At 41.6% G+C, this 21,421-nt stretch carries 21 protein-coding genes; all 21 read right to left on the bottom strand.

Translation table 11 applies throughout. The annotated features are described in order from the left end of the window. Nucleotides 1-39: 39 nt before the first annotated feature. On the bottom strand, nucleotides 40-2,091 hold the full coding sequence (gene recG / locus F0342_RS08115) for an ATP-dependent DNA helicase RecG (protein WP_316252591.1): 2,052 nt from the start codon (nucleotides 2,089-2,091) through the stop codon (nucleotides 40-42). Then, nucleotides 2,078-2,971 carry an L-serine ammonia-lyase, iron-sulfur-dependent, subunit alpha gene (sdaAA, locus tag F0342_RS08110; RefSeq protein WP_149155476.1) on the bottom strand — a complete coding sequence of 298 codons (894 nt, stop codon included), beginning with the start codon at nucleotides 2,969-2,971 and terminating at the stop codon, nucleotides 2,078-2,080. The genes recG and sdaAA overlap by 14 nt, the downstream gene beginning before the upstream one ends. Nucleotides 2,972-3,020: 49 nt before the next feature. Continuing rightward, entirely contained in the window at nucleotides 3,021-3,683 is a 663-nt protein-coding gene (gene sdaAB / locus F0342_RS08105) for an L-serine ammonia-lyase, iron-sulfur-dependent subunit beta (protein WP_149155475.1), read from the bottom strand. A 97-nt stretch (nucleotides 3,684-3,780) separates the two neighbouring features. Continuing rightward, nucleotides 3,781-5,445 carry a DAK2 domain-containing protein gene (locus F0342_RS08100; RefSeq protein ID WP_149155474.1) on the bottom strand — a complete coding sequence of 555 codons (1,665 nt, stop codon included), beginning with the start codon at nucleotides 5,443-5,445 and terminating at the stop codon, nucleotides 3,781-3,783. A 15-nt stretch (nucleotides 5,446-5,460) separates the two neighbouring features. Continuing rightward, a complete protein-coding gene (locus F0342_RS08095; RefSeq protein WP_034755738.1) occupies nucleotides 5,461-5,823 on the bottom strand; it encodes an Asp23/Gls24 family envelope stress response protein in 363 nt (120 codons plus the stop codon). Nucleotides 5,824-6,145: 322 nt separating this feature from the next. Continuing rightward, the gene (gene rpmB, locus F0342_RS08090) at nucleotides 6,146-6,334 is read right to left on the bottom strand and encodes a 50S ribosomal protein L28 (RefSeq protein WP_034755741.1); all 189 of its coding nucleotides are present in this window, start codon (nucleotides 6,332-6,334) and stop codon (nucleotides 6,146-6,148) included. Between the two features lie 681 nt (nucleotides 6,335-7,015). Then, complete coding sequence (gene spoVM, locus F0342_RS08085; protein WP_032088878.1) at nucleotides 7,016-7,096, bottom strand: stage V sporulation protein SpoVM; 81 nt, start codon at nucleotides 7,094-7,096, stop codon at nucleotides 7,016-7,018. A gap of 113 nt (nucleotides 7,097-7,209) precedes the next feature. Then, nucleotides 7,210-7,857, bottom strand: a complete 648-nt coding sequence (locus tag F0342_RS08080; RefSeq protein WP_149155473.1) for a thiamine diphosphokinase — start codon at nucleotides 7,855-7,857, stop codon at nucleotides 7,210-7,212. 60 nt (nucleotides 7,858-7,917) lie between these two features. Next, nucleotides 7,918-8,568 (bottom strand): ribulose-phosphate 3-epimerase, encoded by a 651-nt coding sequence (rpe, locus tag F0342_RS08075; protein WP_149155472.1) that lies wholly within the window; start codon nucleotides 8,566-8,568, stop codon nucleotides 7,918-7,920. 2 nt (nucleotides 8,569-8,570) lie between these two features. After that, nucleotides 8,571-9,452 carry a ribosome small subunit-dependent GTPase A gene (gene rsgA / locus F0342_RS08070; RefSeq protein WP_149155471.1) on the bottom strand — a complete coding sequence of 294 codons (882 nt, stop codon included), beginning with the start codon at nucleotides 9,450-9,452 and terminating at the stop codon, nucleotides 8,571-8,573. Between the two features lie 140 nt (nucleotides 9,453-9,592). Then, entirely contained in the window at nucleotides 9,593-11,617 is a 2,025-nt protein-coding gene (gene pknB, locus F0342_RS08065; RefSeq protein WP_149155470.1) for a Stk1 family PASTA domain-containing Ser/Thr kinase, read from the bottom strand. A gap of 4 nt (nucleotides 11,618-11,621) precedes the next feature. After that, nucleotides 11,622-12,371: a Stp1/IreP family PP2C-type Ser/Thr phosphatase gene (locus F0342_RS08060; protein WP_149155469.1), complete on the bottom strand. Its 750-nt coding sequence runs from the start codon at nucleotides 12,369-12,371 to the stop codon at nucleotides 11,622-11,624. Nucleotides 12,372-12,689: 318 nt separating this feature from the next. Further along, nucleotides 12,690-14,024 (bottom strand): 16S rRNA (cytosine(967)-C(5))-methyltransferase RsmB, encoded by a 1,335-nt coding sequence (rsmB, locus tag F0342_RS08055; protein ID WP_149155468.1) that lies wholly within the window; start codon nucleotides 14,022-14,024, stop codon nucleotides 12,690-12,692. Further along, nucleotides 14,017-14,967 carry a methionyl-tRNA formyltransferase gene (gene fmt, locus F0342_RS08050; RefSeq protein ID WP_149155467.1) on the bottom strand — a complete coding sequence of 317 codons (951 nt, stop codon included), beginning with the start codon at nucleotides 14,965-14,967 and terminating at the stop codon, nucleotides 14,017-14,019. The genes rsmB and fmt overlap by 8 nt, the downstream gene beginning before the upstream one ends. After that, a complete protein-coding gene (def, locus tag F0342_RS08045; protein WP_149155466.1) occupies nucleotides 14,967-15,449 on the bottom strand; it encodes a peptide deformylase in 483 nt (160 codons plus the stop codon). The genes fmt and def overlap by 1 nt, the downstream gene beginning before the upstream one ends. A gap of 32 nt (nucleotides 15,450-15,481) precedes the next feature. Next, nucleotides 15,482-17,905 (bottom strand): primosomal protein N', encoded by a 2,424-nt coding sequence (priA, locus tag F0342_RS08040; protein ID WP_149155465.1) that lies wholly within the window; start codon nucleotides 17,903-17,905, stop codon nucleotides 15,482-15,484. Further along, the gene (gene coaBC, locus F0342_RS08035) at nucleotides 17,892-19,121 is read right to left on the bottom strand and encodes a bifunctional phosphopantothenoylcysteine decarboxylase/phosphopantothenate--cysteine ligase CoaBC (protein ID WP_149155464.1); all 1,230 of its coding nucleotides are present in this window, start codon (nucleotides 19,119-19,121) and stop codon (nucleotides 17,892-17,894) included. Before coaBC ends, priA begins: the two co-directional genes overlap by 14 nt. A 136-nt stretch (nucleotides 19,122-19,257) precedes the next feature. Then, nucleotides 19,258-19,479 carry a DNA-directed RNA polymerase subunit omega gene (rpoZ, locus tag F0342_RS08030; RefSeq protein WP_149155463.1) on the bottom strand — a complete coding sequence of 74 codons (222 nt, stop codon included), beginning with the start codon at nucleotides 19,477-19,479 and terminating at the stop codon, nucleotides 19,258-19,260. After that, nucleotides 19,480-20,094, bottom strand: a complete 615-nt coding sequence (gene gmk, locus F0342_RS08025) for a guanylate kinase (protein WP_148968692.1) — start codon at nucleotides 20,092-20,094, stop codon at nucleotides 19,480-19,482. Then, nucleotides 20,095-20,367, bottom strand: a complete 273-nt coding sequence (gene remA, locus F0342_RS08020; RefSeq protein WP_044337446.1) for an extracellular matrix/biofilm regulator RemA — start codon at nucleotides 20,365-20,367, stop codon at nucleotides 20,095-20,097. It abuts the gene before it with no gap. A gap of 56 nt (nucleotides 20,368-20,423) precedes the next feature. Then, entirely contained in the window at nucleotides 20,424-21,299 is an 876-nt protein-coding gene (locus tag F0342_RS08015) for a YicC/YloC family endoribonuclease (protein WP_149156051.1), read from the bottom strand. Nucleotides 21,300-21,421: the final 122 nt, after the last annotated feature.

Genomic DNA, 21,421 nt, shown 5'->3' with positions numbered 1-21,421 from the left:
AAAAGCAGATTGCAAGAAATAATCTCACAATCTGCCTGTCTAGTCTAGCTTTTCACCCTCTAATATTCCCGCCCCGGATAAATACTCCCTGAGCGGTTCATATTCGGGATCCTTCCAAAAATGATCGGAATGAATTAAGCCTGCAGCATCATCTCTCGCAACTTCCAACGCACGATAGTCATGCACCATATCAGCCACTTTAAACTCAGGGAGCCCACTCTGTTTTCTTCCAAAGAAATCCCCTGGACCCCTTAGTTCAAGATCTTTTTCACTCAAAACAAATCCATCATTGGTTTCTGTCATGATCTTCATTCGTTCTTTTCCAACTTCGGTTTTCGGTTCGGCAAGAAGAATGCAATAGGATTGATGTTCACCGCGTCCAACCCTTCCCCTTAACTGATGAAGTTGAGACAACCCAAAGCGCTCGGCATCATATATCAGCATGAAAGTAGCGTTCGGAACATTCACACCAACTTCGACAACCGTGGTGGATACTAGTACTTGTAGATGGTTTGTACTAAACTCCCTCATCACTTCATCCTTTTCGTCGGGGTGAAGCCTTCCATGCATCAAGCCGACGTTGTAACGTCCTTCAAAGTAGTGCAGCAATTGATTGTAAACATCTATCGCATTTTGAACATCCAGTTTGTCAGACTCTTCAATCAGCGGACATATCACATAGGCCTGCCTGCCTTGATCCAACTCCTTGTCCATAAACGAAAGCACCCTTGGTAGCATATCCGCTTTAGCCCAATAAGTTTCAATCACCTTTCTTCCTGCTGGCATTTGGTCGATTATACTTACATCCATTTCACCAAACACCGTAATGGCTAGAGTCCGTGGAATCGGAGTCGCTGTCATAAATAATACATCAGGACTTTCCCCTTTTTCCCTGAGTACACGTCTTTGATTTACCCCAAAGCGATGTTGTTCATCGGTTACAACCAGTCCCAGATGCTTAAATTGAACATCCTCCTGAATAAGTGCATGCGTTCCAATAAGAATATCAATTTCTCCGTCTTTTAATTTTTCTAATAAAAGCCTTCTTCTTTTTCCTTTTACCGAACTTGTTAACAGGGCTACAGAAAGACCCACAGGTTCCAACAATTCACTCAGAGAGTTTGCGTGCTGTTCAGCCAGAATTTCTGTAGGAACCATTAAAGCCCCTTGATATCCTGCGGTTACACTGGAGTATAATGCAATTGCCGACACGACAGTCTTCCCGGAACCAACGTCACCCTGTAAAAGGCGGTTCATGCGATAAGGGGACTTCATATCTGCTGAAATTTCATTTACCACGCGCTTTTGTGCATCAGTTAAAGGAAATGGCAAAGAGTCAATAAACTCTTTGACCTTATCTAAATCATAATGCTGTTGCACTCCAGACGAATGTTCTCTTTCAAATTTTCTAAGCGCCTGCATTTTCAGTTGAAACAACAAGAACTCTTCATACACAAATCGTCTTCTTGCCTGCTTCATGTCTTCGGTGGAATCTGGAAAATGCAGATGGTAAAGAGCATCATTTCGACTTGCCAGCTTATATTTCTCCATTAGATGATGAGGCAGGTTCTCCGTCAACAAATAACTGCAGTCCTGAAAAGCCTTCTTAATGAATTTTCTAAGTGTGTTGTTTTTTATTGAGCCTTTTAATGAATAAACAGGTTCAAAATCCCCCTGTTTCCCATGGGGGCCAGACTGAAAATATTGAACCGTTATGATTTGCCTGTTCTTATCCCATTTCCCTGTAACCGTCACCGTATCGTGAAGGTTTATTTTCTTCTTTAAATACGGCTGATTAAAAAATACGGCCTGGACTAAATTTCTTCCAACCAATATTCGCAGGGTTAAACGGGATTTTTTTCTCCCATAATACATTAATGCAGGTTCTGAATGGACCTTCCCTTCCACTGTGACACGCTCATCATGGGCCACTTCTTCCAAGTCTCGAAGCCTGTAATCCTCGTACCTGTAAGGCAGGTATTCTAACAAATCCAGAACAGAAAAAATCCCCATTGCATTCAGCTGTACAGCTGTTTCTTCACCAATCCCCTTGATGTCCTGGATCGTTAGTCCTTCATTATGAGTCTTCACGTTTATTCAGGGAAACCCCAAAGATTTTCGCTTCAAGCTCCCTGCCTGTAGGGGTGGCAGCCAATCCTCCTTGAGCCGTTTCACGGAGAGCCACAGGCATTGTTTGACCGATTTTGTACATGGCGTCAATCACTTCATCACATGGAATACGACTCGTTATGCCTGCAAGTGCCATATCCGCTGCAACCATCGCATTGGCGGCTCCCATTGCATTCCGCTTCACACAGGGTACCTCAACGAGTCCCGCAACCGGGTCACACACAAGCCCTAACATATTCTTTAAGGTGATCGCCATGGCCTCTGCGGATTGACTGGGGGTTCCTCCTGCCATTTCAACGATCGCTGCTGCAGCCATTCCACTGGCAGATCCAACCTCAGCCTGACATCCACCCGCTGCACCTGAGATGGAAGCGTTATTCGCTACAACAAATCCAAACGCTCCAGACGCAAACAAGAAGCGGATCATTTCATCTTTTGTAGGATTCAGCTTATTTTTAACAGCGAACAATGTTCCTGGAACAACTCCTGCAGACCCTGCAGTTGGCGTCGCACAAATCGTCCCCATTGCAGCATTCACTTCATTGGTTGCTACCGCTTTACTTACTGCATCCAGGATGGTGTCTCCGCAAAGAGAGCGGCCTTTTTCAATATATTTTTGTAAAAGCACAGCATCCCCGCCTGTTAAACCTGAATGTGATTTCACACCTTCCAGCCCTCTGGCTACAGCCTGTTCCATCACTTCAAGATTCCTCTCCATTTGACTGTATACTTCATCAAAGGTTTTGCCTGTAAATTCTATTTCTTGTTCAATCATAATATCAGAAATTTTCTTATTTTGACTTTCAGCAAGTTCTACTAACTCTGCTACATTTCGAAACATTAAAATGACCTCCTCGCCTGAATGTAAACGCTATCATTATAGTAATTGATTAATCGGAAATCCGGGTAACTTGAGTAATATTGGGCAGTGACGTTAATTCATTGATGACAGCTTCATCAATCGGTTGATCCACTTCTATTGTCATCAATGCCATCTGACCCTTTTCTTTACGCGAAACATCCATATGACCGATATTCAATTGATGTTTGGCAATGATATTGGATACAGATGCAATCGCCCCAAATCGGTCGTCATGAACGACCAGAATAGCAGGATGATGACCTGACAATTTGAGTTCAAATCCGTTAAGTTCGATAATTTCAACTTTCCCTCCACCAATGGAGATACCCACCAATTCGATTTCTCCTTTGTCATCTCCCATCCTGATACGAGCGGTATTCGGATGATCCGTAATGGCATCTTCCTCTTGAAACTTGATCTTTATCCCTTTTTGCTTTGCTACATTGATTGATTCGATAATTCGTTCATCATATGTATCATAATCGAGGATTCCACCTACAATGGCTACATCTGTTCCATGACCCTTGTACGTTTTTGCAAATGATCCATAAAAGGATATCTTCGCCCATTTCGGTTCCCTGCGAAACAGGTTTCTCGCCACTCTTCCTATTCTGGCAGCACCAGCCGTATGTGAGCTTGATGGACCAATCATAACAGGACCGATAATATCAAATACACTTTTGTATTTCATGACTTTTCCCCCTCACTTAACATCCAAACTATACAACCATTCTAACATAATTGAAGGGGACAAACTCCACATAGAGCTGCCCCCCTTCCTTTATTCCTTATTCAACTGAGAATATATAGGAGTAAAGTGGTTGTTTACCATTATGAACTTCCACTTCCACATCTTCATAATGTTCTTCTACATACTCTTTTAATGAATGCACGTCCTCTTCTGTTACATCTTCACCATATAGAATGGTTAAAATTTCGGAGTCTTCATCCAGCATTTTCTCTAATAAGCTTTGCGCCGACTTTTGACGGTCATGATCAGAAATAACAATCTTACCTTCTGCTATTCCCATAAAGTCATCTTTCGCAATGGCAACACCATCAATATTCGTATCTCTTACAGCAAACGTGATTTGACCCGTTTTGACCTGCTTTGAAGCTTCAGTCATTAACTGCTTGTTGTCTTCAACAGAGGCTGATGGATTAAAAGCAAGTAATGCAGCCATTCCTTGAGGTACTGTCTTCGTTGGGACAACAGCTACTTCCATTTCAAGAACTTCTGCCGCTTGATCTGCTGCCATAATAATGTTTTTATTATTCGGCATGATAATGACTCTCTTCGCATTCACTTCTTCTACAGCTTTCACGATATCCTCCGTACTTGGATTCATCGTTTGACCACCTTCGATCACAGCGGTAGCGCCGATGCTTTTGAACAACTCGGAAATCCCTTCACCCATCGCAACCGTAATAATGGCAAAGTCAACTTCTTTTGGTGCAACAGAAGCTTGCGCTTTCACTGGCTTCGTTTCACCAACGATGCTGCTGTGCTGTTGTCTCATGTTCTCAATCTTGATATTGATGAGACTTCCGTATTTATGACCATATGTCAATACATCACCAGGTTGTTCAGAATGGATATGTACTTTAGCTAATTCATCGTCACTTATGACAAGCAGGGAATCACCGAATCCGCTTAAATCCTGACGGAAATCTTCTTCATCAAATGATTGTTTGCCTTGTTCAAATCTGACCATGAATTCTGTGCAATAGCCAAATTCAATATCCTCCGTACTCATGAAATCTTGAGCTGTTTTATGATGCTCAGCACTCACGAGATCATTCATGGAAGGTAACGAGGCTTGATTTGAAACCTTTTCTCCCTTTAGGTCAGCTAAAAATCCTTCATATACGAATAATAGTCCTTGACCACCACTATCAACCACTCCCACTTCCTTTAGAACAGGAAGTAAATCAGGTGTACGATTTAACGAAGCCTGAGCCTCATCGACGATTGCCTGCATTAGCTTTACGAAATCATTTTCTGTTTCAGCTACAGAAACACCTTTTCTTGCAGCATCTTTCGCAACCGTTAGAATCGTTCCTTCAACAGGTTTCATAACTGCTTTATAAGCCGTTTCTACACCTGTTTGAAGTGCATTGGCAAATTCTGCACTTGATAAGGATTCTTTCCCTTCAATCGCTTTACCAAAGCCTCTGAACAATTGGGATAAGATAACACCTGAGTTACCTCTTGCTCCCATCAATAACCCTTTTGAAAGAGCAGCAGCCACATTTCCAATATGACCTTGAATATGATTTTGAACTTCCTTCGCACCAGAAGTCATGGATAAATTCATATTTGTTCCAGTATCACCATCAGGAACAGGAAAAACGTTCAGCGCGTCAACCAGCTGCGCATGGGCAGATAATTGAGTGGCACCTTGTATCACCATTTCAGCAAAACGTTTTCCTTCCAAAGATGTAATCGACACGAATCTTCCTCCTCACTACGGGTTCGTGACACGAACCCCCTGCACAAAAATATTTACTGAATCTACCGCCAAGCCGACGGTCTTATCAAGAGTATATTTAACCTTGGATTGTACATTATGAGCAATCTCAGAAATTTTTGTACCATAACTCACAATAATATACATATCAATATGTACTTCCTCTTCATCTTGACGAACAATCACTCCGCGAGTGAAATTTTCCTTACGTAAGATATCTGTGAAACCGTCTTTAATTTGGTTCTTTGAAGCCATTCCAACAATTCCGTAGCAATCCACCGCTGCACCTCCAGCAATCATTGCAATGACATCATTCGTAATATCAATTTGTCCGTACTGCGTTTTCAATTCGATGGACATGGAATGTTTTCCCCCTTTAATTACATGCTTGGCTAAAAACATTTTACTATAAGTATGCTGTTTTTGAAAGCTAAACTATTATCTCTACATGATTTGTCGGGTCATGCCCACTATTTTTTCCTTAATATGCAAAGATTAATCATTTTTACTTCAGGTGAAGTGAGTGTTGATACTCGTGTTTTAGAGAAAGGATTAGTCATGTTCCAGATACTTAATCAAGAATTGTCCTGATTTTCTGTGTGTCTAGCAGATCACTTTGCCCCAATCCGCCAGAAGATAGAAAAAAGACGCCTAGAAACTAGACGTCTTCTCGTTTTAAGTATTATACGCGTTCCACTTTACCAGATTTCAACGCTCTTGCAGAAACCCATACTTTCTTAGGCTTTCCGTCTACAAGAATTCGAACTTTTTGCAGGTTTGCACCCCAAGTACGCTTGTTCGCATTCATTGCGTGAGAGCGAGCGTTACCTGAGCTAGCTTTACGGCCTGTTACTACGCATTGTTTTGCCATAATATATTCCCTCCTCACTAACAAGAAGCTGAAGTTAATTTCAGTTCCACATTTCGCTTATTATCATAAAGATACTTTAATAATTTATCACACAACTTTCTATAATGCAATACTACAATTAAAACCTTTCAAGAAAAAATACTTTACACCAAGAAAAGCGGAAGGGGCTCGCCCTGAGGCGACAAGCATAAGACGAACTAACCTGAAAGGCGCTTTTGCCTTTTTGGTTAGTTTGACTTATGACCTCGAGCCTCAAGCCCCTGGAGCTGGACATCGAAGAAAAGCGGAGGCGGCTTGCCCAGCCCCGACAAGCATAAGGCGAATTAACCGGAAAGGCGTTCTTTGCTTTTTGGTTGATTCGCCTTATGACCTCGAGGGGCTAGCCGCCGGAGCTGGACATATAGAAAAGCGGAAAGGGCTCGCCCTGGGGCAGGAACACGACTGTTCACAATTTGGCGCAATAAACTCAAAAAGTGGCACATGTTTGTGTGAATGTGGCACAAGTCTCCCCCCTGGAGGACTCAACTCAGCCTAAAAAACATGTCCAGGGCACTATTGTAGGCCCTTATCATCATTTCCCTATTACCATATAGCAATTATACTCTCATTTTTCTCAAACCCACTTCTCTTTCTTCAAAAAAAAAAAAAAGAAGATGGCAAAAGCCACCTTCAACAAACCATTTATTCTTTTTTAAACGTTCCTAACATCGCCCTCACAAGTCCACCCAAGAATTTTGGTAATTTGATTGTATAAAAGCGCATTTTTAGTCCCTCCCCACAATCTAAAGAACGTAATGTTTCGCTTGACAACAGTTTAGTCTATTCAAGCAGTCTCAGTTAAGTACGTCTTCTTTTCTACCTGGTTTTTAGAAGCTTTAATCACTGCTTCTTATCACCATTAATATGCCATTTGAAAAGGAAAAAGTACCAGATGATTGTATAAGTTCATTACTAATACATAGTGTGGAACCTCTGAAAATATTCCGTTTTTTTAATGGATATTTAAAGCCTGAGAGGGTGATATTCTCAACAAAATCGGTGACGGGAACAAAGGAAATATAGTGTAAATCCTTGTTTTTCTCCACGGAATGTTCCCCTGCTGATGCAAGGTATAGTCGATTTTGTACATCGATGATTTCCACCTGAATATCCTTTTCCACTAGGCTTGGCATCATGAGTAATTGAAGATTTCCCATGAAGTGATCAAGGCGTCCTCCAGTCGCACCAAATATGTTAATATTGTCTGGGTTCTGATCGATGGCCCAGTTTAGGGCAAGTTCAAGATCCGTTTCATCCTTTTCAGGCTTATAGCGATTGACTTCCTGGACTTTTTCTTGAATCAGAAGCCATTCCTCATCGGAAACCGAATCAAAATCCCCAAATGCTACCCATGGTTCTATGGACTGTTCCAATAGTGTATAAACTCCCCGATCGACCCCTATCCACTTCACTACTTCCCCGTCGTACACCTTCAATTCAGGGATATATCTTCCTGGACCACTTGCGACTATATTGATTATCATTATCTCCACTCCTTTTCTACAAAAATGGACTGACCCAAAAGGATCAGCCCCTGTCGTCTCTTATACAAGAGATCTCTTTAATTCTTCGATTGCCGCCGCTCGATCGCTACGGTTGTAGATGGCAGAACCAGCTACAAACACATCAGCTCCTGCTTCAGCACAAATGGCTGCCGTTTCAGGGTTAATGCCTCCATCAACTTCTATTTCAAGTGCTGGGTTTACTTCATTCGCCCATTCACGAATTTGTTTGATCTTCGGAACGACAGACGGAATAAACGATTGTCCGCCAAATCCAGGGTTCACAGTCATAAGCAGAACCATATCGACATCTTGCAAAATCGGCTTGATCATTTCTGCCGGTGTTGCAGGATTTAGGACGACTCCCGCTTTTACGCCTTTGCTTTTGATCATCTGAATCGTTCTATGCAAATGGGGATCTGCTTCTACATGGACGGTAAGATAGTCAGCTCCAGCATCTGCAAAAGCTTCAATATATTGCCCTGGATTTTCAATCATAAGATGAACATCCAGTGGTAACGTTGTTAACGGTCTAATGGCTTTCACGATCATTGGACCCAATGTTATGTTCGGTACGAAGTGACCATCCATCACATCCACATGGATATAATCGGCTCCCCCTTTTTCAACATCTTTAATTTCATTCCCTAACTCTGCAAAATCAGCAGACAGAATGGAAGGTGCGATTTTCATATTTAGTACCTCGGCTTTCTATCTTTTATTTCTTTGTGAAACGTTAAATAGTGATCATAACGGTAAGTAGGGATTTCGCCTGCTTCTACGGCAGCTTTAACGGCACATTTCGGCTCATTGATATGGAGGCAGCCCCTAAATTTACAGTCCTCAGACACTTCAACCATTTCAGGGAAGCATCGTGGCAGCTCTTCAATTTCAAGCTCTGAAAACTCCAATGAACTAAACCCAGGGGTATCCGCTACTAACCCATCTTCAATATCAATCAGTTCAACATGACGAGTCGTGTGTTTCCCCCTGCCTAAGTGGGATGAGATCATAGCCGTCTTTAATTCAAGTTCAGGTTTCAAGGCATTAAGCAAGGACGATTTCCCTACTCCGGACTGCCCTGCAAACACAGAAATTTTATCACGTAAATACGGAGTCAATTCCTCTACACCATGCTCCGTTTTCGAAGACGTCATCAGGACTTCATACCCGAATGAGCGGTAATCCTTCACAAATCGTTCAATTTTGTTTGTTTGATCAGATGTAAGTAAGTCCATCTTGGTTACACAAATAAGCGGTTCTATTTCTTTACTCTCTACCAACACAAGAAAGCGGTCAAGTAAAGCCGGGCTAAAATTCGGTTCGCTTGCAGAGAAGACCAATATCGCTTGATCGACATTTGCAATCGGGGGACGTACTAACTCATTCTTACGGTCACAGACCTTCAGAATGTATCCATCCGTTTTGTTCTCCGCTTGAAATTCAACATAATCACCCACCAGGGGTGTTATTTTATTTATACGGAAATTACCTCTGCCCCGACATTGTGTAACGCTTCCTTCTGAAAGCACATAGTAAAATCCACTTAATGCTTTAACAATTTTTCCTTCAGGCATTCGAAACCTCCTATTCAGAATATATTATAAAAAATAATTAAGTCGTCTGCGTTATGTATCACTACTATTATAAATGAAAACAATAGGACTGTCCCGTTAGGTTCATTAAAACCCGGGTACAGCCCTTTGTCAATTGTCATTTATTCATCTTTAGGATACTCGACAGTACCTGTTTTATACTCTTGACCGTCTCTCAATATTCGATATTCCCCTACTGTACCTTCTTCCAATGTAAAGGTAAGTGTGAACTCCGTATCCTTCGTAATACCATCGATCTGATCCGGTTCACTATCCTCAAAAGTACTATCCTTGTCCTTAATTAGTATTTCCACTGGTTGAGGGGTGCCATCATTTTTTGTATATGGAACTGTTACCTTTAATGTTTCTTCCTTGGTCGGTACTTCCTTCGGCGGCTCAGGACCCTTAGACATGATAACGTAAACATCCTCACCTTTACTAATCGGAGTACTCGCAACCGGCTTATGAGAAATCACCCTACCTTCTTCAACCTCATCTGAAAATTCTTCACTCTGAACAATGATATTTATCTCATTCGAAGCTTCATATTTATCAAGTGCAGTTTGATCAAAACCTTCCAAGCTTCCCAAATCAAACTTCTCAGTTCCCTTACTCACTGTAAAGGTAATTGTCGTTTCTTCTGCCACGACCTCTACTCCAGCTGACGGATCCTGGTTGAGAATGGTTCCTGCAGGTTCTCCTTCATCGAATTCTTCTTCTTTTTCTATAGTGAAACCTTTTTCTTCAAGTTCAGAGGACACTTCTTCAAAATCTTTTCCGACATAGTCCTCGACTTCCACTTTTTCTTTTCCTGTACTTACATAGATATCGATAGCCGTACCTTCATTCGCCATCCGTCCTGCCTTTGGGTTTGTCTTGATTACAAAACCTTCAGGAATCGATTCATGGGATTGTTTTTTTGTTTCTCCGACGACAAACCCCTCTGAAACGATGGTGGAAATGGCTTCAGTTTGATCTTTTTCAACCACATCCGGTACCTGGACTTCCTTAGGCCCCAGCAGCTCGGGAACAAAAGTAACAGCAGCAACTCCTAAAAGAATCAACAAAAAGAACAAACTAATAATGAATATCGGCCACTTCTTTTTACCCTTTTTCTTAGGATCACCCTTCTTGTTTTTCTTCTTGCCTTTCTTCTTACCGTCTTGGACTGGAGGAGTCGGCTTCGTTTGAAGTTTGTCTGTGTCCGCATGATGATGAACAATCGTATCATCTAGATTCGAATACGCCTTCTGATCAGTAATGACAGGTATTGCTTTTGTTGCTTCGTCATCAAGGGGAACGGCAAATTTAGGCTCATTCATCCGACCAGGGTCAAGCGCTGAAAACAGATCTTCATCCATCTCCTCCAGGCTCTCGTACCGTCTGAATGGATCCTTGGCCGTTGCTTTTAATACGATATTTTCAACGCTCTGGGGAATATCAGGATTCCACCTTTTTAAAGATGGTGTTTCCGATTGCAAATGCTTTAAGGCAATCGAGACCGCTGATTCTCCAGAGAAAGGCAGTCTTCCCGTTAACAATTCAAACATGACGATTCCCAGTGAATAAATATCAGATTTTTTCGTAGCCATTCCACCCCTTGCCTGTTCAGGAGAAAGGTAGTGGACCGATCCCAGGACTGAATTGGTCTGGGTGATCGAAGTGGCACTAAGAGCCATCGCGATCCCGAAATCCGTTATCTTCACATTTCCTTCTTCATCAAGAAGGATATTATGGGGTTTAATATCCCGGTGTACAATATGATTCTGATGAGCATGAGACATCGCTAGGGTTAACTGCTTCATAATATCCAGCGCTTTGTCTACTTGAACAGGTGAATGTTGCTGTATGTATTGCTTTAAGGTCATACCATGGACATATTCCATGACAATATAGTATAGATCGTCTTCTTCTCCTACATCGTATATACTCACAATGTTCGGATGAGTCAAGCTAGTAGCAGATTGAGCTTCCCGTTGGAATCGTTTAATGAATTCCTCTTCATTGGCAAAATCGATCCGGAGCATTTTAATAGCCACTTCACGATCCAAAATCACATCGTGAGCTAAATAAACGTTGGCCATTCCTCCGCCGCCGATTAGTTTAATGATTCTGTAACGCCCACTGATGCGCTTTCCTTCCATCATGTTATCACCCGCTTTCCGTTTCAGCGGCAAACTCTACAATTACTACGGTAATATTATCTTCACCGCCATATTCATTGGCTAAATGAACAAGCGACTCTCCTTTACTCTCAAGGGAGTGGTCCTGAACCAATATCTCTTTCATTTCTTTTTGGGAGACTTTATTAGAAAGACCGTCTGAACACAATAAAATAACGTCTTCTTCTTCAAACATTATCGTTTTAATATCCATCGTAATTGAAGCTTCCGTACCTATCGCTCTAAGTATCACATTTTTTCTTGGATGATGCTCTGCATCTTCTTTTGAAATTTCGCCGCTTCTGACTAATTCATTTACAAGTGTATGGTCTTCTGTTAACTGATGAAAACCATTTTCATTCAGTATATATCCTCTGCTGTCACCAATATTGACAATAGTTGCAAACAAGGAGGTGCAAATGGCTCCAACGAGAGTCGTCCCCATTCCTTCACACTCTGGATTAGACTGAGAATAAGTATATACTTCTTTGTTTACTTCGTTAATAGTTGATTTTAACCAATTTTCGGCTTCATCAGCGGTGTGAAACTTCTCTGTTTTCTCCCATAAGTCCTTTAAGATGGAGATGGTAAGCTCGCTGGCAACGTCTCCGGCTCTGTGGCCGCCCATTCCATCTGCTACAACAGCTAAATGATCGCCATGATGATTCACGAATACGCCGGCACTATCTTCATTTAGTTGACGCACTTTCCCTTTGTCCGTAAAATATACAGTTTTCACTTATGTCACCTCGTCTCTTCTTCTGCACCTGTTTCAAGTAGCTCCTTATACTCATAGTAGGGTGCAACTTTAGTTCAAAAAAATGAATTCACTTTGATTATCTTCGTTAAATACATTCAGCTTGCCATTCGTTCTGAATGGGAGCTGAATAGGTTGATAATGAAAAGAGAGAATATTTTCAGCTTTTATCACTTTTGATGAAATAAACATATGATTACAAAGTAATGGATAATCAAAGATTCATTAAGGGCTATTGTACTTTTACGACTTTTCTGGTGAATTTTCCTGCTTTACTTTCTACATTTGAGCAATTTCGACTTATTTTTTTCTAAAGCATGAAATAAAGAATCCATCCCCGCCAAAATCCTGAGGAAATACTTGTAATTGATTTTCTTTAATAAATGGTGTGATGGAATCCGGAAGTTCATCTAATGGGTGAGGAACAAATTCTGGATGATCACTTAAGAAAGCCGACACAGTACCTTCATTCTCATTTTGGTCCACAGTACAAGTGCTATAAACTAACAGTCCATCTTTTTTTAACAATGGTGCAACGGCTGAAAGAATGTCCAGCTGAATCTTTTGCAGTGATAGAAGATCGGATTCTTTTTTAGCATATTTTATATCCGGTTTTCTTCTTAATACACCTAGTCCAGAACATGGGGCATCCACTAGAATGCGATCGAAGCTTTCTTTTTCAAACTTCTCTCCTGCTTTTCGACTATCAAGGGTTGCAGTCTTTACATTATTTAATCCAAGACGAGTTGCATTTTCGTCAATTAATTTGACCTTATGCTTGTGTAAGTCCAATGCATGGACTTCTCCGGTTCCTGATAGTTTTTCGGCTATGTGAGTCGTTTTCCCCCCTGGTGCTGCGCATGCATCTAACACTTTAATCCCTTGTTCAAGCTTCAAAGCATAGGAGACAAGCATGGAACTTTCATCTTGGATGGTGAATTGTCCGTTACGATATTCATCTGTTTTTGCCAGATTCCCTCGAAGTGACTGGACCGCTTCCGGAACAATCGGGCTTTCTTTCACTTCATTTCCATTATCCGTCAAGAGTTGGATAAGCTCTTCTCGAGTGATTTTGGTTGTATTCACCCGTGCCGTTTGATTAGGTGCAATTAAATTGGTTTCACACATTTCTTTCGTTTTCTCCAGGCCAAATTGCTCTCCCCATCTCTTCACAAGCCAATAAGGATGACTCGTTTCGATGGCCACACGCTCGATTGGATCTTTAATAGTGTCAAGGGAAGGAAGCCCTTTCCTTTGCACAGAACGCAAGACCCCATTCACCAACCCTGAAATGCCTTTATGCCCTCTCTTCTTAGCAATTTCTACAGCTTCATAGAAAACAGCACGGTCAGGAATTCGATCTAAGTACACAAGCTGATAGAGGGATAAACGCAATAGATGACGAACCCACTCATCCAACTTCCCTTTAAGAAATGGAGCTAAATAAAAATCCAGCGTCATTTTCCGTTGAATGGTTCCATAGGTCAGCTCCGTTAATAACCCAATATCCTTTCTTGGCAGCTGATTTTTTTCAATCACAGAATTGAGTAATAAATTACTGTACGATTGATTTTTTTCTACTGCTTCAATGACATCAAGTGCAGCTTCACGGACGGTCTTATTTCGTTTACTCATTAGTTTCTCCTAACATCATTCCTGCTTTCAGGTGAGAACCTGCTCCACGCAGATAATCCTTTGCACTCATTCTCTTTTTCCCCGAAGGCTGTAAATCGGTTATTTTTATTCCTACTGAAGTGCCTGTAGAAACAACGAATCCATCCTCTTCAATCTTCATGATTTCTCCAGGAGCAGCAGAAGTTCCGCTGACTTTTTCTCCCCACCAAACTTTGATCACTGAATTTTCTAATGTGGTGTACGCAACTGGCCAAGGGTGAAGTCCTCTAATATGGTTGTAGATTTCTTCTCCACCTTTCGTCCAGTCAATTTTTTCTTGTTCGCGTTTGATGTTTCGTGCAAACGTCGCTTTTGAATCATCCTGCTTGACCGGGGCTATGTCCCCTGCCAATAATTTGGGCACCGTTTCAATGAGTAACGCTGCACCTGCAACGCTTAATTTATCGTGTAGGGTTCCGACATGGTCACGTTCTTCAATATCGACTTTCACTTGACTAATAATGTCACCTGCATCAAGCTTTTCGACCATATACATGATGGTGATGCCCGTTTTCTCTTTTCCTTGGAGAATGGAATAATGAATGGGCGCTCCCCCTCTAAGTTCAGGAAGTAAAGAGGCGTGAACATTGATGCATCCATACTGAGGGGCTTCCAATAATGCGTTGGGAAGAATTTGTCCGAAAGCGGCCGTTACGATAAGGTCAGGTTCTAATGCAAGCACTTTGTTTAACTCATCTTCATCCTTAATTTTCTCTGGTTGATAGACTGGTATCCCGTTCTTTTCAGCTGCTACCTTTACAGGTGGAGGCGTAAGGATCCTCTTTCTACCCACTGGGCGATCGGGCTGTGTCACGACCGCAATTACATCATAGTTTTCGTCTAATAGAGATTGAAGAACAGGAACGGAAAAGTCAGGCGTTCCCATGAAAATTACTTTCGTCATTAAGCTTCATACCCTTCTAATTCTTCTTCTGTCACATATTTTTCTACCTTTGAGGTAAATAGAACACCGTGAAGATGATCAATTTCGTGTTGAATCGCTCTGGCTAAAAAGTCCTGGGCTTGAAATTCAATCATTCTTCCTTTTCGGTCAAACGTTCGGACCTTGATGGAATAAGGACGCGTCACTTCCCCATATAACCCCGGGAAGCTCAGGCACCCTTCAAGGTCGGTTTGAGATCCGTCCGCTTCGACGATTTCCGGATTGATAAGCTCGATGGTACCGGAGTCATCCCCGATATCCACCACCGCTACCTGAAGGTCGACTCCTACTTGAGGAGCTGCAAGGCCAACACCATCCGCTTCAAGCATTGTGTCATACATATTTGCCAATAATTTTTTTAATTTCTTATCAAATGCCGTTACCTTCTCACATTCTGTTTCTAAGATTGGATCAGGGTGCATTACAATTGGAAGTATTGCCATAAGTCTCCTCCATTTTCCCGTAAAAAATATAGTTACATCATCATATAAGGGTTCACATCTATAGAGATTGTTAACCCTTGAGACGCATATTGCTGCTGGTACTGATCTAATACTGTTTTCAATGTAGTACCAAGATTTGGTTCCCGCTTGTATTTTATCAAACATTGATACCGATATCTATTCTTTATCCTGGGGATCGGTGACGCCACGGGTCCAAGAATGATCGTTGTTTCAGATAGCTTTGAACGGATATATTTCGTCATCTTCTCTGCAATATCGACAACTTTCATTAAATCTTCATGACTTAATGTGACGAGAGTGATGTAGTAAAAGGGAGGATAGGAGCCCATTTTCCTCATCATCATTTCCTGTTGATAAAAACGGTTGTAATCATGATTAGACGCTAACTCGATTGAATAGTGCTCCGGAGTATAGGTTTGAATCACTACTTCTCCCGGCAGAGTGTGCCTGCCTGCACGTCCGCTTACTTGAGTAAGTAATTGAAACGTCTTCTCTGCAGCTCTGAAGTCTGGAAGATGAAGCATCGTATCCGCACTGAGGACCCCGACGAGAGTGATATTCGGAAAATCCAGACCCTTGGCAATCATTTGTGTACCAAGAAGTATATCTGCTTTTCCCTCCCCAAAGGCTGTCAATAGTTTTTCATGTGACCCTTTTCGGGAGGTTGTGTCCACATCCATACGAATGATTCGAGCCCCGGGGATAAGTTTCGTCAATTCTTCCTCTACTTTTTGAGTTCCTGTCCCAAAATAACGAATATGCTCACTCGTACACTCAGGGCAAGTAGTGGGAACTCCTTCTTCGTAGCCGCAGTAATGACATTTCATGCCGTTTGAAAAGCGGTGGTAGGTTAAAGAGATATCGCAGTTTGGACATTGAAGGACAAAGCCGCAATCTCTGCACATGATGAATGATGAATGCCCTCTTCTATTTAGGAATAGAACGGTTTGCTCTCCTTTCTCAATTCGGTCCTGAAGCTTTTCGAAAAGTTCAGTTGAGAACATGGAACGGTTCCCCTTCCTCAGTTCCTCTCTCATATCCACAATTTCTACTTGAGGAAGTGGTCCATCATTCATCCGTTTATCCAGCGTGAGGAGCCCATACACACCTTTTGATGCTCGAGCAAAGGTTTCCAAAGAAGGTGTGGCGCTTCCCAAAATGACAGGGCATTGATGGTATTCCCCTCTATAAATGGCCACGTCCCTGGCATGATAACGAGGATTTTCTTCTTGCTTGTAACTTGTTTCATGCTCTTCATCAATAATGATGATTCCGATATTTTCAAAAGGAGCAAAAACAGCTGAGCGGGCACCGACCACCACTTTTACTTCCTTACGCTGAATCTTTCTCCATTCATCATACTTTTCACCAACTGACAAACCGCTATGTAGAACAGCTACATCATTTCCGAACCTGCCCTTGAACCTGTGAACCATTTGGGGAGTAAGCGAAATTTCAGGGACTAATACAATCGCTTCCTTCCCTTCTTGCAAGACCCGTTGAATGGATTGAAGATAAATTTCCGTTTTACCACTTCCTGTTACTCCGTAAAGAAGGAATGTGTGATGTTTTTCTTCATCAATGGTGTTCAGTATAGGACAAATCGCCTGGTCCTGTTGAGCCGTTAACGAAAGCGGCGAGGTCTTCTCGAACGTCCTTTTTTCAAAGGGATCACGATACATTTCAACATTTTTCTCAATCAGAACCCCTTTATTGACTAAGGATTTAACAGTTGATGAGGTAGTTGCCATCTCTTCAAGGAGTGTTGTGGCAAGGATTCCGTCCCCACCAGGAGCGGAGTCACTCATGTATTCTATGATTTGTTTCTGCTTACTTGCTTGAGGAGGCAGACTGTTCTTCACTTCTTCTAAATCATCTTCAGGTACATTAAGATACAGTTTTCGGACCGTTTTCTTATTCCCCTTCGCTTTCACTCTGTAAATTACTTCAACCGAACCTTGTTTTACCTCTTTATGAACGAGAGGGAGCAGGCCGTTTTCTTCGATCGCTTTCCAGGACACTTCTCTTCCATTTTGAAAGAAGTGCTGGAGCGAAAGATGAAGTACACCCGGACTCTTATTTTCCTCTAGTTGGAAGATTTTTTCATATTTCGCTTTCATGGCTGCCGGAAGCATCGCTTGAAATGCTGAGATTTTAAAGCAAAGGGTCTTCTCTGTAAGCCAGTTCCCCAATGTTAGTAGTTCTTTATTCAGGACCGGTACAAGGTCCATCGGCTCAACTATCGATTTCAGTTTAGAGACTTCGCCTTTTTCTTTTAATTCAATGACAAAGCCTTGGATTTTTCTTGGTCCAAAAGGAACGATGACTCTCATGCCGGGAACGATGCTGCCTCTCCATTCAGCCGGAATACTATAGTCGTAGGCTCGATCCGTCTGCATGGCAGGAACATCTACGATGACACTAGCTACGTTCATGTGAGGAACCCTTCTTCATTTGCCGGATCGCTTCTTTATAGATTTCTTTCGCTACCTCTACCTTTGATAATAATGGCAGCTCTCGAATGGTACCTTCGCTTGTTACAATCGATACTTTGTTCGTGTCCGTTCCAAACCCTGCCCCAGTTTCTTTTACATTATTTGCAACAATCATGTTTGCCCGCTTTTTCTCAAGCTTTGCTTTCGCATACTCGTAAACGTTTGTTGTTTCGGCAGCAAATCCGATTAGATATTGATGTTTCTTACGCTCACCAAGACTCATTAATATATCCTTTGTCCGTTCAAATTCAATCACTAGATTACCATCTTTTTTCTTCAGCTTATCCTTGAAGGTTTCTTTCGGACGATAATCAGCGACTGCAGCGCTCTTCACAACGATATCCGCTGTTGAAAACGCTTCATGAACAGCATTGTACATATCTTCAGCACTTGTTACGGAGACAAATTCAATACCACTTGGAACGGGTAATTGAGACGGTCCGGAAATCAAGACAACCTCTGCCCCAAGAGACACGGCCGCCTCTGCAAGGGCGTAGCCCATCTTCCCTGTTGAGCGATTGGAGAAGAAACGAACGGGATCGACCATTTCTCTTGTCGGTCCGGCAGTTATGACGACTTTTTTTCCCTGTAATATCTTCCTTTCACTATCACGATTAGAAAAATAGCGATCAACCAGTTCCACTACTTTCTCAGGTTCTTCTAATCTTCCTTTTCCAACATATCCACAAGCTAAATACCCTTCACTTGGTTCGACAAATTGGTATCCAAACTCAAAAAGGGTATCAATATTCCGCTTCACCGCCGGGTGATCATACATATGTACATTCATGGCTGGGGCAATCCATACTTTCGCTGTCGTTGCCAAAATGGTTGTTGTAATCATGTCATCTGCAATTCCGTTCGCCAGCTTCCCAATGATGTTGGCAGTGGCTGGTGCAACCAGTACAAGATCTGCCCAGTCAGCTAAGTCGATATGAGCAATCTTTGATGAATCCTTTTCATCAAAGGTATCCCAGTATACATCTTGACGGGATAATGCCTGAAAAGTAAGTGGAGCCACAAATTTCCGCGCTGATTCTGTCATGATGACCTTCACATCGGCACCGCTTTGGACCAGCTTGCTCGTTAAAGCAGCCGCTTTATATACAGCAATTCCACCAGATACACATAACAGTATTTTTTTCCCCTTGATCATTCTGCTTTCCCCCATTACACTTTATCCTTCTATTATTATGAAGGATATTGATAGAAAAAGAAAATAGGGTTGTCCCGAAAGATCATGAAATCTTTCGAGTCAACCCCCTAGAGTTTTTCATTAAGCATGATGAAGCTTATTCATCAGAATAAACCGCTTTGGCATCTCTTTCTTTCATAGATAATTGACCGGCCTGAATTTCTTCAAGGGCTTTTCCTACAAACTTATGGGACTCATATTGGTTCAAACGGTAATCCCCGGTATCTTGCAGGTTTCTTGCTCTCTTAGCAGCAATACTGACTAACGAATATTTAGAATCGATCTTCTTCATTAATGAATCAATGGATGGGTTTAACATTTATTCAACCTCCAGCATATTTAAGTATCGTTGTTGCACTCTTTCCCGTTTGCAGTGTTCTGCTTGAACAATGGATTTAATCTTACCAACTGCATGTTCAATTTGATCATTTTCAACAATGTAATCATACAGATTCATCATTTCAATTTCTTTTCTTGCAGTATTCATTCTCCCCTGGATTAAATCATCCGTCTCGGTTCCTCTTGTTACGAGGCGATTCTGAAGTTCAGAAAGACTAGGCGGTGCCAGGAAGATAAATAAACCTTCAGGGAATTTATCCCTGACCTGTTGTGCACCTTGTACTTCAATTTCAAGAAAAACATCTCTTCCGGCATCAAGTGTTTCTCGAACGTAATCAACAGGGGTGCCATAATAGTTTCCAACGAATTCTGCATACTCCAGCAGTTTACCTTGCTCTATAAGTACTTCGAACTCTTCTCTTGATTTAAAGAAATAATCTACACCATCCACTTCTCCTTCACGGGGATTACGAGTGGTCATGGAAATGGAATATTCAAACTTTGTATCTTCTTGGGAAAAAATCGCTTTACGAACGGTTCCTTTTCCTACACCTGAAGGTCCGGAAAGAACGATCAGCAATCCTTTTTCTTTCATTTATTTACCCTGCCCTTCTTCTACTATATCCTCTTTATCAGTTAAACGATGAGCAACGGTTTCGGGTTGAACAGCTGAAAGAATAACGTGATCGCTATCCGTAATAATTACCGCCCTTGTTCTTCTTCCGTATGTAGCATCAACGAGTGTTCCCCGGTCTCTTGCATCTTGAATCAGGCGTTTGATTGGTGCTGATTCGGGACTTACAATTGAGATGATCCGGTTAGCTGAAACAATATTTCCAAATCCTATATTGATGAGCTTAATCGACATAACGCTCCTCCTAATCAATAGTTTAGTTTCGCCGGAATGACAGGAAACTAAACTTCTTATTCTACATTTTGCACTTGTTCCCTAAGCTTCTCCAGTGTTGATTTCAGTTCCACAACAATCGTGGCAATGAAGGAATCATTTGCTTTCGAACCAATCGTGTTCACTTCCCGATTCATTTCCTGGATCATGAAATCCAGCTTCCTGCCTACAGGTCCTTCACCGGTCAATGAGGAATGAAAGTACTGAATATGACTTTCTAACCTCGTCAGTTCCTCGGTAATATCCGATTTATCAGCAAAAATGGCAACCTCAGTGAGCAAACGACTTTCATCGAAGGAAGTTTCATTGTATTCAAGAATCCTCTTTCTTAACCGTTCTCTATACTGATCAACCAGTTTAGGAGCATGATCGGCAAGTTCACCAATTTTAGTCTCAAAATGATTCAGATGAGTGAGAAAATCTTTCTTGAGGAGCTCTCCTTCTTTTTCACGCATTTGTCTAAGGTCATTCGCCGCTTGTGCTACAGCTTTTAACACCAACTGCTCAAGCTCTTCGTTTTCCTCTTCCATTTCTTCGATCATCACAAATTCTTCTCTGTTTAAGAGATGGGATAATTGCAGTTCATCTTTTAGGGAGAAGGTTTCTTTCACTTTATTTACTAACTGATAATAATCTTGAATGAGCTTCCAGTCAATATGTAGATTTTTATGTACTAAGCCATCGCCGGTTATGGTGATGAAAATATCCACTTTCCCTCTCTTAACGGACTGGGATACTTGTTTTTTAATTTTATCCTCAAGTTTCATTAATTGTCGGGGCATCCTTATGAAACATTCACTAAATCTGTGATTAACGGATTTCATTTCAACCGTTACAGTATGTTGTTCAGAGTCTACTTTGCTTCTTCCAAAGCCTGTCATACTGACAACCATTACGATCACATCCAATCTTTTGACGATATTCGTATGTAGATCAACTGATTTCATGCTTGCACTCTCACTATATAAAAAAGGTAATAGAGGTTATTCTCTATTACCTTTAGGATTATACCACA

It is taken from the genome of Bacillus sp. CH30_1T, assembly GCF_008364765.1.
Classification (GTDB): Bacteria; Bacillota; Bacilli; order Bacillales; family Bacillaceae_B; genus Rossellomorea.
The sequence above is the reverse complement of the archived record's forward strand: the minus strand, read 5'-3'. Positions and strand labels throughout refer to the sequence as shown.